Raw genomic sequence first — 14201 nt, forward strand, 5'->3', positions numbered from 1 at the left:
AGGATGTTTGGTATTAAAAAAAGTATCAGAAATGTGAGCGGAAAATATTTTAAACGGCTTAAAGCAGTAGTGTTTTGTTTTAAAAAGAAGAGGACGCCCCCGCCGATTACAAAAAACCAGAATAGGCTCGTGTTTTTGATCCAGAACCACAGGAAATTTTCATCCCCCGCCATCCATCCGAATTGAAATTTAAAGAAACGTTCACTGTCGACATGACTGGAAAAATACCATACCTGCGGAAGTGAGAGTATAAAAGCCGGAAAAAGAATAAAAACCATTTTCGCCAGTCCCAGTAAATTATTCCTAATGGTATTGTTACCATCAACATGGCAAGAAAACTATGGGTGTGGAAAAACGGCAATGCCCCGGCAACGACACCTGCAAATAAGAACTCCTTCCATTGCTTCTTTTGTATACCGGTGTAGAGGAATAAAAAAATGAGCATAGTAAATGGAAATCCGAAAAGGAAAGACCGCTGGGGTACATTGAGACAGGTCAACGGGGTAATCCAGTGATAATTTAATGGGGGGATTTTTGTGTAATTTTGCGGTAAATTAGAGAGAAATTCCCATAGGCTGCCAGAGGTGTTCGCAAGGTCCTGAAAGAAATAGTAGAAACCAAATCCGCCGGATAAAAAGAAAATAAAAGTGGAAAGGGTTGCGGCGAGTCTTTTTTTCGTTATGCGATATGTAAAATAGTAAAGAATGCCGTAAAAGGAAATGGTTAATAGAAAACCTGGTATGAATAGTATATTTCTGAAATTTAGGCCTGATTTTAGGAAAATAGCCGATAAGAAATCAGACAAAATGGGGTAGGTTAGTTTTTTGCCTGCAAAAACCGGATCGAGAGGCGGAACGTTATCCCCCCACGCAAAGGAGGTAATGTACGCAAGGTGTAAAGGCAGGTCGCCGTAATTATTAGATAAACCTACATATATGCCGGTTTCTTTCCATATAATGGTGCGGTAAAACAGACGGCAGAAGATCACGGTAAAAAAGGCAAAAACGGCAATATGTGCAAAATATGACGTTTTATTCAGTAGAAAATCTTTTTTAATGTCCGTTGCTTCATAGAGTATTTTTAGTTTTATATCGCTACGGTTTATTATGAAAAATAAGATGCAAAATAACAATGATAGTGCTATGGAAAAATAGATACATATAAATTGCAGCTTCCAGATTAAAGAGAATAGATAGACGAGCCATGTTTGCAAACCTAACCCTATGGCAATTCCATATGCGCCCCTTTCAAAAAGGGAATATTTTGCTGCCAGAAAGTAGGTAACCAGAAAACCCGTTATGACGGAGACAATTATAAAGATAACGGCAAGTATCATAAGGTCGTGTAGTGAAGAATGATAATTACTTAATTTACTATTCAATCAAAAGTAGAAACAGGTTAACATACAATAGAAATTCAGATTAAGCAATAAATTTTTAAAGGGGAGAACTACGGTGTTTTCCGGAAAGAGGCATTGCCGCAAAAGACGCTAACAAGTTAAGCATAAGCTGGCATAGCCGGAACCAAACAAGCAGGAAATAAAAAATACGAAATACGAAACAAATTCGAATAACAAAGCATAAAATCCAAAACAAATCCAAAACATCCCTCTGCGTGCGATCACGCACAGGCAGGCAACAATATGAAACATGAAATATGAAACATGAAACGCGAGATACGAAAGATGCACTTGTTTAGAATTTCAAATCATTTTGTCATTAGAATTTGTTTCGGATTTCGGATTTCGTGCTTCGGATTTTACCATTAATTATTTTGCCAAAAAATGCAAAAAAATTGTAACTATATCAGCGTAAACGATACACGGCTCGTTCCCAAACTCCAGTTTGGGAATGCATTTGTTCGAGAAACTCCGGTTTCTCGCCTGTTTGCTGATAGATAGGGAATAAAATCACAGAGTTAAGACAGTTTGTAATTTGTCAAGTCTGATCCTCTCTGGAAACAAAGTTTCCAGTGCAATTGCATTCCCAATTTTTTGTAAGTGTTCATGGAGTTGGGGCAAAACAACCCTGACAGGGTTTGAAACCCTGTCAGGGTTAACACTACTGTACGTTTTATTAAAACATGGCGGAAGTCACAAAAAATCGGGAATGCACCCGTTTGGGAACGAGTTGCGCTCTGATCTCCGGTAGTTTAATAAATTACGCTGAATAGTTACAAAAAATTACTGATAATGTACTATTGAGCCAATCGATTATGTCGCAGGAGTTTAATCCGCATTTCCCGCCACATTTACTGACTTAAAATAAAATGGTGGTACTTTTGTAGACCCATGCCATTCCGCCCTATCACCAATCGCAACGATATTGTTAAATAAATCAAATACGTTCCCTGCAATCATGCAATCCTTTACCCTGCCAATAATTTCTCCGTTTTCGATAAGGTATCCGAGATCTATGTTTACGGAAAATTCACCTGCCAGCACATTGCTTTGTCCTCCGCCAAGCACCTGGTCAACCAGAATGCCACATTTAATATCTTTCACCATTGAGTCAAACGGCATATCACCCGTTTCAACGATGATGTTGGAGTATCCAGGAGACGGTTGGGAAGAAAACCCCCGGTTGCCATTTCCGGTTGATTGCGTTTTCATAATGCCTGCGGTCTGCAGATCGAAAATATAGTTTATCAGCACACCCTTTTCAAATAATGGCGTGCGACGCGCAGGCACCCCTTCGGAGTCCACAGGATAGCTCATATCAGCAAAATCGATAGTTGCGTCATCATAAATACTTACTCTCGCGTCTATTATCTTCTCTCCCAGCCTGTTGGTGAGGGGCGAAGCGCCTTTTTGCAATAATTTCCCATTACATCCTGCTTCAAATGTGGAAAGAAAGATGTCCATGGCTTTTGCCGTAACAACAACAGGGTAGTCACCTGTTTTTAATTTCACTTCCTTCTTTGCTAGTTTTAAATCGTTGAGCGCTTTATCAACGTGTTTATTGAGATCTGTTGCAAGTCTCTTTGAACTCTCCCCTTCGCCGATTGAAAGCAGGCTTTGTCCTTTAATATGTAAGATTTCTATGCCAATGCCCAACGAGGTGGATTCAATGGTAATGTCCAGGCCTTTTGAATTGAGAAGACGCTGTTTTCCGTGTCCTTTCCCTATTCCTGCACTGCACTCATAGCTTGAATCTACTGCCAAAGCCCTTTCAATAGCCTCTTTGCCTATGCGCACACATTTTTCAATGGGAAAGTCAATAACATCCCTGTCAAAAACTGTCACCTGCGGATAATTATTTTGCGGGGGAAAATCAAACATGGCAATTTGTCCGAATTCAGCGCTCTCCAACGCATTTGCTACAAGTTTTTCAGGCTTTCTGAAATCGGTGGTGCAGGAAAACCCAATCCTTCCATCCTTTATTACCCGAAGGCCTACACCCCGGACGGATTTAGTATTAATGTATTTTAGTTTATTATTTTCGAAGCTTACCGAACGTGTTTCCCCTTCTTCATAAATAACTTCAACGTGTGCAGTATGCTTTAGCGCCTGTTCCAGAATCTTCTCTTCAATTTTGTCCATTTGAATAAAACCCCCCCGTTATTTTAAATTAATTGTTTGTGCATCTTACCGTATTGCATACAAATTTTTACCTGAAAATGAAAGAAGCAATCCTGACACGGTTTCGAATTTCGAAGGGAGCATTCCTGATTTTTTGTAACAGTTTAGATTTTTGGAAAAACAAAAATGCTCGTTCCCAAGCTTCGGCTTGGGAACGAGCGGTTTTTTTCATAGGACTAAAGTATTACAATTCTTTGTAAAAAAACAAAATGTGTGAAGATATACAAAAAATCGTGAATGCACCCGTTTCGAACCCCGTCAGGTTTAATATACTCAGTTTGCAAAGACTATGTTGATTCATATGAAAATACTTTGTTTGCATACTACATAATTAAGGTCAGTTCAGTCAAGTGCATAGGTAATTAAAATTATTCACATGAGCAATAATTTGAGAATTGAATATTGAACATTTGACCCTGTCAGCGGAACTTGTAAAAGAGTATTCTGTTTTTTTCAAAAAAATAAAATGTTTCAAAAAATCATCATGTTATTTTGTTTCGGATTTCACCATTAAATACTTTATCAAAAAATAAAAAAACTACTGATTTATAAAATGCTATGTCCTCGTTATCAGGCTTGATACAGGCAACCGGCAATCTGAAATACCTCGAAAGGGCTGTTTTAACAGCGTTTTTTATGGTTGACAAAAATTTACATGCTGGTTAGCATAAAAATACCGATCGACGAAACGTACCTATTTATCTTTTTATCGTATTAAAAATCTCCAGAGGAGGAATATCTATAAATTATGAAAATGAATACGAATACAAGTACAAAAAAGAACCACCAGGATTTCGGCAAAAATCCTCAATCTATCCGGCGAACCGATAATTACAAGGCTGAATACGTTCACAGTTTTGTGGAGAAATGGGACGAGTTGATCGACTGGGATGCCCGTGCCTCCAGTGAAGGAGAATTTTTTATTGAAGAACTCCGCCGCCGCGGCGCCCGTAAAATCCTCGACGTTGCGACCGGCACAGGCTTTCATTCTATCCGTCTGCTCAAAGCCGGTTTTGAAGTGGTCAGTGCTGATGGAAGCCCTGAAATGCTTGCCAAAGCCTTTGCTACCGGGCGTGAACACGGCTTTATTCTCCGCACGGTGCAGGCGGACTGGCGCTGGCTTAATCGGGATGTTCACGGCAAATTTGACGCCGTGATTTGCCTGGGAAATTCCTTTACCCATCTATTCAATGAACATGACCGGCGCAAAGCCCTCGCGGAATTTTACGCCGTCCTTCGCCATGATGGCATTCTTGTTCTCGACCAGCGGAATTATGACATTATTCTTGACGAAGGCTTCAAATCCAAACACACTTACTATTACTGCGGAGAAAACGTCAGAGCTGAACCCGAATATGTTGATGAAGGCCTGGCACGGTTTCGCTATGAATTCACCGACGGTTCCAATTTTCACCTGAATATGTTTCCCCTCCGAAAAGATTATACACGCAGACTCATGTTCGAAGTTGGTTTCCAGACAATTCGCACCGTCGGTGATTTCGAGGAAACTTACCATCAGGCAGATCCCGATTTCTTTATTCATCTCGCTGAGAAACGTTACGAAAATGAACCAGAGAAAATTGCCTTATGACTTATTCCCGGCCCGAAACAACCACCAGGGATTATTATAACGATCAAAGCGCAGACCGTTTTTATTACTCCGTATGGGGAGGTGAAGACATCCACATAGGGATCTATCGGTATCCTTCCGAGTCTATATTCGCGGCCAGCAGGCGCACAGTCGAAACCATGTGTGCCTTCCTTCCGCGGCTGAACGCCTCTACCCGGGTACTCGATATCGGTGCAGGTTACGGCGGCTCCGCACGGTATCTTGCCATGCAGTTCCAATGTGAGGTCACTTGCCTCAACCTCAGCGATGTCCAGAATCAAAAAAACCGCCAACAAACCGAAGAAGCCGGATTGGATTCACTCATCGAAGTTGTTGACGGCAGTTTTGAAAATATCCCGTTTTCCCCGAATAGCTTTGAGGTTGTCTGGTCACAGGATGCCATCCTTCACAGCGACGACCGCAAAAAAGTGCTGGAGGAAGTTCATCGTGTCCTCAAACCAGGCGGGGTCTTCATCTTCACAGACCCCATGCAAAGTGACGAATGCCCTAAGGAAGCTCTTGCCCCAGTGCTGGCGCGAATTCACCTCGAATCGCTTGGCTCGCCCGGTGTTTATCGCCAAATAGCCGCTCAACTTGGTTGGATTGAGCTAAAATTCGAAGATTTGTCTTCCCAACTCCCCATTCATTATAGACGTGTTTTAGAGGAAATTACCGGACGGGAAACAGAAATCGTCCGGCAGTGCACACCGGAATATATTGAGAGAATGAAAACAGGATTGGGTCACTGGATTAAGAACGGCGAGAAGGGGTATCTCAAATGGGGCATTTTCCTTTTTCAAAAACCGGATGTTTTCCAGGATAGTTTTGTAGGCTCCAGACCGGTTCAATGATAGGGGGGGCGCATTTTCGCCATCTCATGAAGCATCATACGCCGGTTTTTTATGTTTCTGTCGTTCTAACTGCACTGCTGGTATTCTGGGGTTATTTTGCCCATGAGCACCTGGCCGATACTGCCCAAAGTACTCTCACCCTTACCATCAACAATTTTGGCTGGTTTTATCTCTTATCCACCGCTGGGTTTGTCGGCTTTTGCCTCTATCTCATCTTCAGCCCTTATGCCTATATTAAACTCGGCAAACAGGATGATCCGCCTGAATATTCCTTTTCATCCTGGCTTGCGATGCTCTTCTCCGCCGGCATGGGTATCGGCCTCGTTTTCTTCGGCGTGGCTGAACCGATGAATCATTTCGCACACCCGCCTCACGGGCTGGCGGAACCACATTCGCCAGAAGCCGCCCGGATGGCGCTGCGCTATTCCTTCTTTCATTGGTGCCTCCATCCCTGGGCTATTTATGCGGTCATTGGCCTCTCCATGGCTTACGCCCAATTCCGGAGAGGAGAATCCGGATTGATCAGTACGGTCTTTCGCCCTCTTATCGGACGGAAAGTGGACGGTCCCATCGGCCAACTTATTGATATACTCGCCGTCCTTGCTACCGTTTGTGGAGTGGCTACTTCTCTTGGTCTAGGTACCCTACAAATAAACGGTGGTTTGCATCATATTTTTGGCGTTCCCAACACGGTTCCTATCCAAATGCTGATCATAGTTATTGTTACGGTTTTATATCTCATCTCGGCCAGCACAGGACTCAACAAAGGCATTCTCTATCTCAGCAACATTAATCTGCTTATCGCCGGACTCCTCCTCGCATTCGTCCTGGTTTGCGGTCCCACCGTGTTCATCCTGGATTCTTTTACCACCGTTCTCGGCAGCTATTTACACGAGTTCGTGAAGATGTCGTTCCGTCTCACTCCCTTCAGACAGGGTGATGAATGGGTTGGGTCGTGGACACTGTTTTACTGGTCATGGTGGATTGCATGGGCGCCCTTCGTCGGTACCTTTATCGCCCGCATCTCCAAAGGCCGGACTGTTCGCGAATTTGTGATAGGCGTTCTCTTCGTTCCGTCCGTTATCGGCGCCCTCTGGTTTGCCGCATTTGGAGGATCAGCCCTATATTTTGATCTTTTTCAGGATGGCAGTATTGCCGATGCCGTACAATCCGACATGACCTCTGCACTTTTCATTACCCTGGAGCAATTTCCCCTGGGCATCGTACTCGGCACCCTCGCTGCACTCCTTATCGTTACCTTTTTTGTTACTTCTGCCGACTCTGCCACATTCGTACTGGGCATGCTTACTACCAACGGCAGTGCAAACCCTCCCACTTCGACCAAGGTGATTTGGGGTATTCTCCTGTCTTCCATCGCGGCGGTACTGCTTTTCAGCGGCGGCCTGGCCGGATTACAAACAGCCTCCATCGTCACTGCCCTTCCCTTCGCAGTTATTATGGTTTTCATGTGCCTTGCCTTGTTTACCGCTCTTAGGAAGGACTGCCAAGTCACTCATCCGCGCACCCCTGAGTCTGAACCAAAAAACATTCTATGTCCGGTAGATTACTCCATATATTCAGAAAAGGCATTAAATTATGCAATAGAGATTGCCGGCAAATATGGATCAAAACTCTATTTGATACACGTACTTGATGCGCGTGTCCATGGTGTCAATGAGCCGGTGCTTTACCGCTTCAATATCGGGGATGAAAGTGCTATCAAAGAATTAAAGGAGAGACTGCTCAGATGCGTACAAGAAGACATCCGGAGCAAGATGCCCGTTGAGAGTATCATCGTACAGGGGGTTCCATTTGTTGAAATAGTTAAGGCGGCAAGGGAGTATGCTATCGACCTGATTGTAATGGGCACGCACGGCAGAACGGGTATATCCCATGCAATTATGGGCAGTGTTGCAGAAACGGTTGTACGCAAGGCGCACTGTCCGGTATTTACCGTTAGACAGGCGGAATATGATTCCGGTTAAATAAATCCAGATACAAGACAGTCGGCAATCGGCAATCCAATGTCATTAAGTTAAGGATATTTGATTAAAAGCAACCCCCTTTATCCTCTTTTTTAAAGGGGGACTTTTTGCTGCCGGCTGCTTAATTTAATGACATTGGTCTGCAATCTACAGTCGGTATATTGCCGATTGTAGATTGTAGATTGCAGACTGTAGAAGGTAGAAATTATGTAACACTTTAGTTCTATGAAAAAAAAACGCTCGTTCCCAAGCTCCGGCTTGGGAACGGGATTGTTTGAGAAGCTCCAGCTTCGAATGAAAAAGAGAATGGGCACATGTCAGCTTATACTTTTCAGTATATTATCAAGATATTTGGCGTCCTATTTTGAGCCGAATAATGCTTGCTGAGTGGAAGCGAGAGCTTCCAATACCATTGCGTTCCCAAGCCGGACAGACTGGGTCAAATGGACAATTTATCCTATTTTACGACAGGCATTCTCCACTTTAATGGGAAAAACAGCACTAAATAGGGTCGAAAACAGGCATAATGCGAGGAGTTGCCCCCACTTTTGAGGCAACAAAGTTCATTTGACCCAGTCTGCGGAGCTTGGGAACGAGCGTTTTTGTTTTTTCAAAAAACTAAAGTGTTACGAAATTATTATAAAAACCTAAACTTTTTGAGAAGTTATGAAGGAGGGCAAAAATGCTGAAAGATATGATTATAAAAAACAGAAGTTACCGGAGATTTTATCAGGAATTTCTGATAGAGAGGGAAGTATTGGAAACCCTTGTAGATTACGCACGACTTTCTGCATCTGCCGGCAACATGCAGCCGTTGAAATATATGCTTTCCTGTGACGTACAAAAGAATGCCTTAATATTCCCGCATCTTGCCTGGGCGGGTTACCTGCAGGACTGGCCCGGGCCTGTGGAAGGGGAGAGGCCTTCTGCATATATAGTAATGCTTGGGGATACCACTATCAGCAAAAACTTTTGGTGCGACCATGGCGTTGCGGCGCAGAGTATTCTCCTTGGGGCAACGGAAAATGGGCTTGGTGGATGTATTATTGGATCAATACAGAAAGAAGGATTGCGAAACGTATTGAACATTCCCGGTGAGTATGAAATCCTTCTTGTATTGGCGCTGGGAAAACCGAAGGAGAAGGTGCTTATTGAGCCGGTGGGCAGCGACGGGGACATAAAATACTGGAGGGACAAGGAAATGATACACCATGTACCGAAGCGGGCGTTAGTGGAAATTATTATTCCTTAGACAGGGCTTGTAACTTTTCAATCGGCAGTCCACAATCTACAGTCGGCAGTCCTCAATCTGCAATTTGATGACTGTAGACTGCCGACCGTGTCATATTCTCCATTAATAAGAAAGCAGGGGGCATTAACTTATCTGGAAGTAACAATGGCTTCAACCCTGTTTCCTCCATCGTTTTTCGCTTTGTAGAAGGCCTTATTTGCGAGCGTCACCAAAGGTTCCACTTCGGATGCGTGTTCCGGAAATGAGGAGATGCCGATGCTGATAGTAATGTTTACCTGATTGCCTGAAGCCGGATCATGAAAACCGGTATATTCTACGCGTTGTCTGATTCCGTCTGCTTTCACCAGCGCCCTTGTGGCAAAGGTTGCCGGCATAATAATGGCGAATTCCGCTTTATCATACCTTGCTATAATATCGGAATTACTGACCGAGTCGCTTAAGACTCCCGCTATCTGCTGCAGGAGGAGATTCCCCGCATTATTGGAGCCGTATGTTTCGGTTGTCGCTTTGTGATTGTCGGGACCCAATATAAGAAGGCTTAGGTTTTCGTCCCTTCTTTTTGCCACTGCGAGTTGCTTTGTCAATAGTTCTGTAAAATACCGTTTATTGTATATTCCTTGAAATTCGTCCATCACGTTTGTATGTTTTGCTATCTCAAGAAGTTCCAATTTGTGCAGAGCGAGCGCTGCCGTTTCTGTATAATTAGACATAAGCCTTTGGGTTTTTTTGTTTTTCCATGTGCTGAATTCTTTTTTCATCATGAGCACCATACCTGCTGTCTTGTTTCCAATAATGATGGGAAAACAAACATACCCGCCTCTTTTCCCGTGTGTTACAATACATTCACACGGAGATTCGGTGGTAATATCATTTACGATGGATTTTTTCCCGGTATTCATTACTTTGCACAGTGAAGGGTCAAGTATTGCTTCCTTATGTATTAATTCCCCGGCGTGCATTACAGGGTCAATGACCGGCAGGTAAAGCATGTTTTTTTCCTTGTCAAGCATGATTGCGGCAGCGATGTCCGGAGCAAAGTTTTTTTGCAGTGCAGAGACAAGATGTTTAAAAAGAGCTTCTTCCTGTACATCTTCTTCGTTGATGATTGTAGAAAAAGACATCAGGTCTTCCAATTCTTTAATGTGCCTGATCCGCTCTTCTTCCATCAGTTTACGTTCGGTGATATCCTCTTTTACAATGATAAAGTGGGTGATTTTGCCCTCATGGTTTCTGATTGGAGAGAGATATACATTTTCCCAATACATTTCACCGTTCTTCTTTTTGCAGCAAAATTCTCCATTAAGTTCTTTCCCCGAAAGAAGGGTCTTCCATAGTTCTGCAAACTCTTCGGAAGAAATGTTTTCCGGCTTGAGAACGCGGGGGTTTTTCCCGATAACCTCTTTGGCGGTGTAACCGCTTGATTCTGTGAACCGTGGATTAACGTATTCTATGATGCCCCTGGAATTGGTTATAATGGTGATGACGGGACTTTGTTCGATGGCGCGTGAAAATTTACTTAATTCTTCCTCAGCTTTTAAGCGTTCGGTGATGTCTTCTTTTACCGCGATAAAATGAGTGATGCTGTCTGATTGGTTTTTTACGGGAGATATATATGCATATTCCCAATACAAATCGCCGTTCTTTTTTTTGTTACGAAATTTTCCCTGCCATTCTTTTCCAGAAGTAATTGTCTTCCATAAATGGTCAAATTCCTCTGCCAGAATATTGTCTGGTTTTAAGATATTCGGGTTTTTCCCAACTACCTCTTCAGGCGCATAGCCGGTCAACTGAGTAAACTTGGGGTTGACGTATTCAATAATGCCTTTTGCGTTGGTGATTACTACGGTGCATGGACTTTGTTCTATTGCGCGTGATAATTTGCGCAGGTCTTCTTCTGCCCTTAAATGTCCGGACAATTCCTCTCTAAGCCTCTTGTTTTCTTTTGCAAGTGCTTCTGTTGTGGCGTTTTCATAGTCAACAAATGGTTTGTCCCTGCCGGAAATGCTTTGCTGTAAACCTCCCGAAGTATTAACTATAGCGGTTCTGTAAATGGTGCAACCATTCTCATCTTTGTTTTTTATGCTGATCAATTGGAGGGTTGTACGGTGGTGCCCTTTTGCTGAAATGATTATTTCAGAAATTACCTGTTCAATAGAATGTTCGCATTGTTTCAGATGATTTAAAAAAATATCAGAAGTTTCTGCCGTCACAAAATCAAGAAAAGAAGTATTTGTTAATTTATTTTGTTCTACTCCCAGCAGCTTTGCCCCGGTTTGGTTTATTTCCCGTATAAGACCATTGCTATCTAAAGAGACATAGCCAATGGGAGAAGTATTATAAAGGTTTTTATAATAATTGCATGACTCTTCTAATGTCTTAAGTGTTTTTTGCATAGTTGTTTTTAAATCTCCATTAATGGGAAGTTATTTTACGGTTCATGAGAAAGATGTATTCAATGTATTGTGTTTCTTTTTTGGTAACTATTCGGGGAATAGATCTTTTTAGTGAGATTACATGGTTTCGGCAGAATGGTTTTGTGCTCAGTTTTTTCCATAAACAACCTTAAGGGTTTCCATGTAATTTGAAAATTCTTTTAATTGTATTTGTATCTTTTCTGAATGTCTTTCCTTTGCGCATGCTTCTATAATCATTGCCAATTCAGATTCTTTAAGGTCGGGGATTACTGTAACTACGTTTCTCCCGCTTTGTTCTGCACCGGCATTTGCAAATCCATTAATAAGATATCATACTTTTTTAACTTAAATTTTTCTACACCGATCTTTCCATTCTCTGCAATATCAATGTTGGCGCTGTTTTTTAAATATGACTGAACGACAATGCGGTTATAAATATAATCTTCAACGAGAAGGATATTCAATAAATCAATATCTTCACGATTATTCGGCAAGTCTTCTCTTATTGGTTCCTTCGTGAGAGTTTGTGTTTTTCTCACGGCAAGACCGATGGTATTTAAAAGTTCACTACGTTTTACCGGCTTGACAATATACGATGGGATGCATTCCAGATTTTTTGCAAAAAAACAATCAGTAGGGGTTAACAGTAACGTAGAGACAGGTTTCAAGCCTGTCTTTTACCGCTTGAAAATGACAGAAACAACCCTGACAGGGTTCCAAACCCTGTCAGGGTTAATCAAACAAGATGTTTGCGATACAATACCTGTTAGCCAACATGTAGGTGCGAATATTTGCAAAAAATCGGGAATGCACCCCTAATTTTTTAGCCCTGTCAGAATCGCTGTTTCTGTTGTCAGAGTTAAGCATCATAACCGTTATTCCATCAAGTTTCGGATCGTTTTTAATATTTTCCGCAACCTGAAACCCATCCATGCCTGGCATGCGGCAGTCCGGCAGAAGTACCCAAAAGGGTGTGTCCGCAATAGTTGCATCCTTAAGCATCTCCAGCACTTATTCTCCGCATGACGCCTCCGATACAATAGCTCCCCAACCTGAAAGCATTTCCATCAAAATTAAGCGGTTCGTGTCATTGTCATCTAAAATAAGGACTTTGACTCCGTTTAAATTTCCGGGTTGGATTTCTTCACGCGACTTTTGTTCCGCATCCCAGACCGGAAGTCGGGTTTAGTTCATAGAAGAAAGCTGGTTATCCTTTAACTCCGCCATTTATGGCGGAGATCAGTATAACGAAAACATCGGCTTTAGCCGTGACTTCCAGTCAGCGATCAAACTCAAATCCATTATTTAATCTTGATGCAATCTTATTTTTGGAAAAGAAACCGGGCATTGCGTGAATCTCGCTGATAACGGAGTCTTCCATAAAATATTTTGCCTCTTCAAGGACAAGTAAATAATCTTCTTTTGGTATTATGTGGATTAATTCCCTTAAATCAAATGTCTTTAAAACAACTTTCAGCATGTCCCTGAGTTCCTTCTCTGCCATTTGTAACGCAAACATCTTTTCATAATAATATCAGGTCTACCCTGCCGAACCACCGCCGATAATAATCACATCATAATGCATCTTTTCTCCCATGCATATTAAAACCTATACTTCATGCCAAGAAACAACAAATATGCCTTTGCTTTCACAATGCTTTCGTCAAAGTCGCCTCCAACGATTTTGCCTGAGCTGAAGTCATCCTCGCCTGATATCATAAATTGGGAGGCTACGCCGAATTCTCACTTATCCCACCATTCGCGGGTTCACTCATTAGAAGGCTTTTGTCCTTGACAAAAGCCTTCTAATGAGTGAACCCGCCGGGAGTTGTGTAATGTTTTACGCTGAATAGTTACTAAAATTCAAAACAAATCCAAAACATACCTGTCTGCGTGCGATCACGCACAGACAGGCAGCAATATGAATCACTAAATGTTAGACACGAAAGATGTATTTGTTTAGAATTTCGAATCATTTTGTCATTAGAATTTGTTTCGTATTTCACAATTATCGGATTTCACCATTAAGTATTTTGCCTGAAAGTACAAAGAAGTAACTGATAAGATACTAAGTCTTCTCCGTATCGCTGCGCTGAAAAATTTTAACCCTGTTACGTCCTTCATTTTTAGCCTGGTATATGCCTTGTCCGCATAATCAATCAAAATGTCAGAGTTTAAGTCCGGATCGGAAATCGTCGTTGCAATCCCCATACTGACGGTAACCAGGCCGCAAACATGCGACTCCTGAAGGGCAATTTTTGGCGCATCAATGTTTATACGTAGTTTATACGTATGTTTTCCGCTATCTGGCATGCACCTTCTAACTCCATATCAGGCAAGACCGCGACAAATTCTTCTCCTCCGTATTTTTCTTGAGGTGTAACCGTTGGAATTCAGGAAAAATTTGAGTTGAAAATGTACGTCCGGAGAATCGTCAACCATGCGTATACTCATGGTAATCCCTTCCATTCTGATTGTGTTGTTTAGTTGCGGGAATTTATAAATATTTA

11 protein-coding genes are annotated in these 14201 nt (G+C 42.2%); 4 read left to right on the forward strand and 7 right to left on the reverse strand.

Annotated features, from left to right (window positions below; translation table 11 throughout):
- Positions 1-106: 106 nt before the first annotated feature.
- Both M5U24_RS01850 and M5U24_RS01855 read right to left on the reverse strand, forming a co-directional pair.
- Positions 107-1381, reverse strand: coding sequence for a hypothetical protein (locus tag M5U24_RS01850; RefSeq protein ID WP_298201401.1), 1275 nt, complete (start codon positions 1379-1381; stop codon positions 107-109).
- Between the two features lie 846 nt (positions 1382-2227).
- Positions 2228-3541 (reverse strand): TldD/PmbA family protein, encoded by a 1314-nt coding sequence (locus M5U24_RS01855; RefSeq protein WP_099323880.1) that lies wholly within the window; start codon positions 3539-3541, stop codon positions 2228-2230.
- A 787-nt stretch (positions 3542-4328) separates the two neighbouring features.
- On the opposite strand from M5U24_RS01855, the gene M5U24_RS01860 reads away from it, so the two are divergent.
- The 4 genes from M5U24_RS01860 (at position 4329) to M5U24_RS01875 (ending at position 9277) form a co-directional block, all read left to right on the forward strand.
- Positions 4329-5171 (forward strand): class I SAM-dependent methyltransferase, encoded by an 843-nt coding sequence (locus tag M5U24_RS01860; protein ID WP_197705309.1) that lies wholly within the window; start codon positions 4329-4331, stop codon positions 5169-5171.
- Positions 5168-6040 (forward strand): class I SAM-dependent methyltransferase, encoded by an 873-nt coding sequence (locus tag M5U24_RS01865; protein WP_298201404.1) that lies wholly within the window; start codon positions 5168-5170, stop codon positions 6038-6040. Before M5U24_RS01860 ends, M5U24_RS01865 begins: the two co-directional genes overlap by 4 nt.
- Positions 6041-6066: 26 nt before the next feature.
- Positions 6067-8025, forward strand: coding sequence for a BCCT family transporter (locus tag M5U24_RS01870; protein WP_298201406.1), 1959 nt, complete (start codon positions 6067-6069; stop codon positions 8023-8025).
- Positions 8026-8707: 682 nt separating this feature from the next.
- On the forward strand, positions 8708-9277 hold the full coding sequence (locus tag M5U24_RS01875; RefSeq protein ID WP_099323877.1) for a nitroreductase family protein: 570 nt from the start codon (positions 8708-8710) through the stop codon (positions 9275-9277).
- Positions 9278-9405: 128 nt separating this feature from the next.
- Here M5U24_RS01875 and M5U24_RS01880 read toward each other — a convergent pair whose 3' ends face one another.
- The 5 genes from M5U24_RS01880 to M5U24_RS01900 form a co-directional block, all read right to left on the reverse strand.
- Positions 9406-11670, reverse strand: a complete 2265-nt coding sequence (locus tag M5U24_RS01880; protein ID WP_099323876.1) for a PAS domain S-box protein — start codon at positions 11668-11670, stop codon at positions 9406-9408.
- Between the two features lie 296 nt (positions 11671-11966).
- Positions 11967-12359 carry a response regulator gene (locus M5U24_RS01885; RefSeq protein ID WP_099323875.1) on the reverse strand — a complete coding sequence of 131 codons (393 nt, stop codon included), beginning with the start codon at positions 12357-12359 and terminating at the stop codon, positions 11967-11969.
- Positions 12360-12423: 64 nt separating this feature from the next.
- Entirely contained in the window at positions 12424-12693 is a 270-nt protein-coding gene (locus M5U24_RS01890; RefSeq protein ID WP_099323874.1) for a response regulator, read from the reverse strand.
- 277 nt (positions 12694-12970) lie between these two features.
- Positions 12971-13195: a hypothetical protein gene (locus M5U24_RS01895; protein ID WP_164995173.1), complete on the reverse strand. Its 225-nt coding sequence runs from the start codon at positions 13193-13195 to the stop codon at positions 12971-12973.
- 479 nt (positions 13196-13674) lie between these two features.
- A complete protein-coding gene (locus tag M5U24_RS01900; RefSeq protein WP_099323872.1) occupies positions 13675-14004 on the reverse strand; it encodes a hypothetical protein in 330 nt (109 codons plus the stop codon).
- Positions 14005-14201 lie beyond the last annotated feature (197 nt).

The sequence above is a fragment of the Candidatus Kuenenia sp. genome (assembly GCF_027493735.1).
Taxonomy (GTDB): Bacteria; Planctomycetota; Brocadiia; order Brocadiales; family Brocadiaceae; genus Kuenenia; species Kuenenia stuttgartiensis_A.

Coding starts and splice junctions, on each gene's coding strand:
- M5U24_RS01855 (WP_099323880.1), bottom strand. CDS start 3,541: ATGGACAAAATTGAAGAGAAGATTCTGGAACAGGCGCTAAAGCATACT.
- M5U24_RS01860 (WP_197705309.1), top strand. CDS start 4,329: ATGAAAATGAATACGAATACAAGTACAAAAAAGAACCACCAGGATTTC.
- M5U24_RS01865 (WP_298201404.1), top strand. CDS start 5,168: ATGACTTATTCCCGGCCCGAAACAACCACCAGGGATTATTATAACGAT.
- M5U24_RS01870 (WP_298201406.1), top strand. CDS start 6,067: ATGAAGCATCATACGCCGGTTTTTTATGTTTCTGTCGTTCTAACTGCA.
- M5U24_RS01875 (WP_099323877.1), top strand. CDS start 8,708: ATGCTGAAAGATATGATTATAAAAAACAGAAGTTACCGGAGATTTTAT.
- M5U24_RS01880 (WP_099323876.1), bottom strand. CDS start 11,670: ATGCAAAAAACACTTAAGACATTAGAAGAGTCATGCAATTATTATAAA.
- M5U24_RS01890 (WP_099323874.1), bottom strand. CDS start 12,693: ATGCTTAAGGATGCAACTATTGCGGACACACCCTTTTGGGTACTTCTG.
- M5U24_RS01895 (WP_164995173.1), bottom strand. CDS start 13,195: ATGGCAGAGAAGGAACTCAGGGACATGCTGAAAGTTGTTTTAAAGACA.
- M5U24_RS01900 (WP_099323872.1), bottom strand. CDS start 14,004: ATGCCAGATAGCGGAAAACATACGTATAAACTACGTATAAACATTGAT.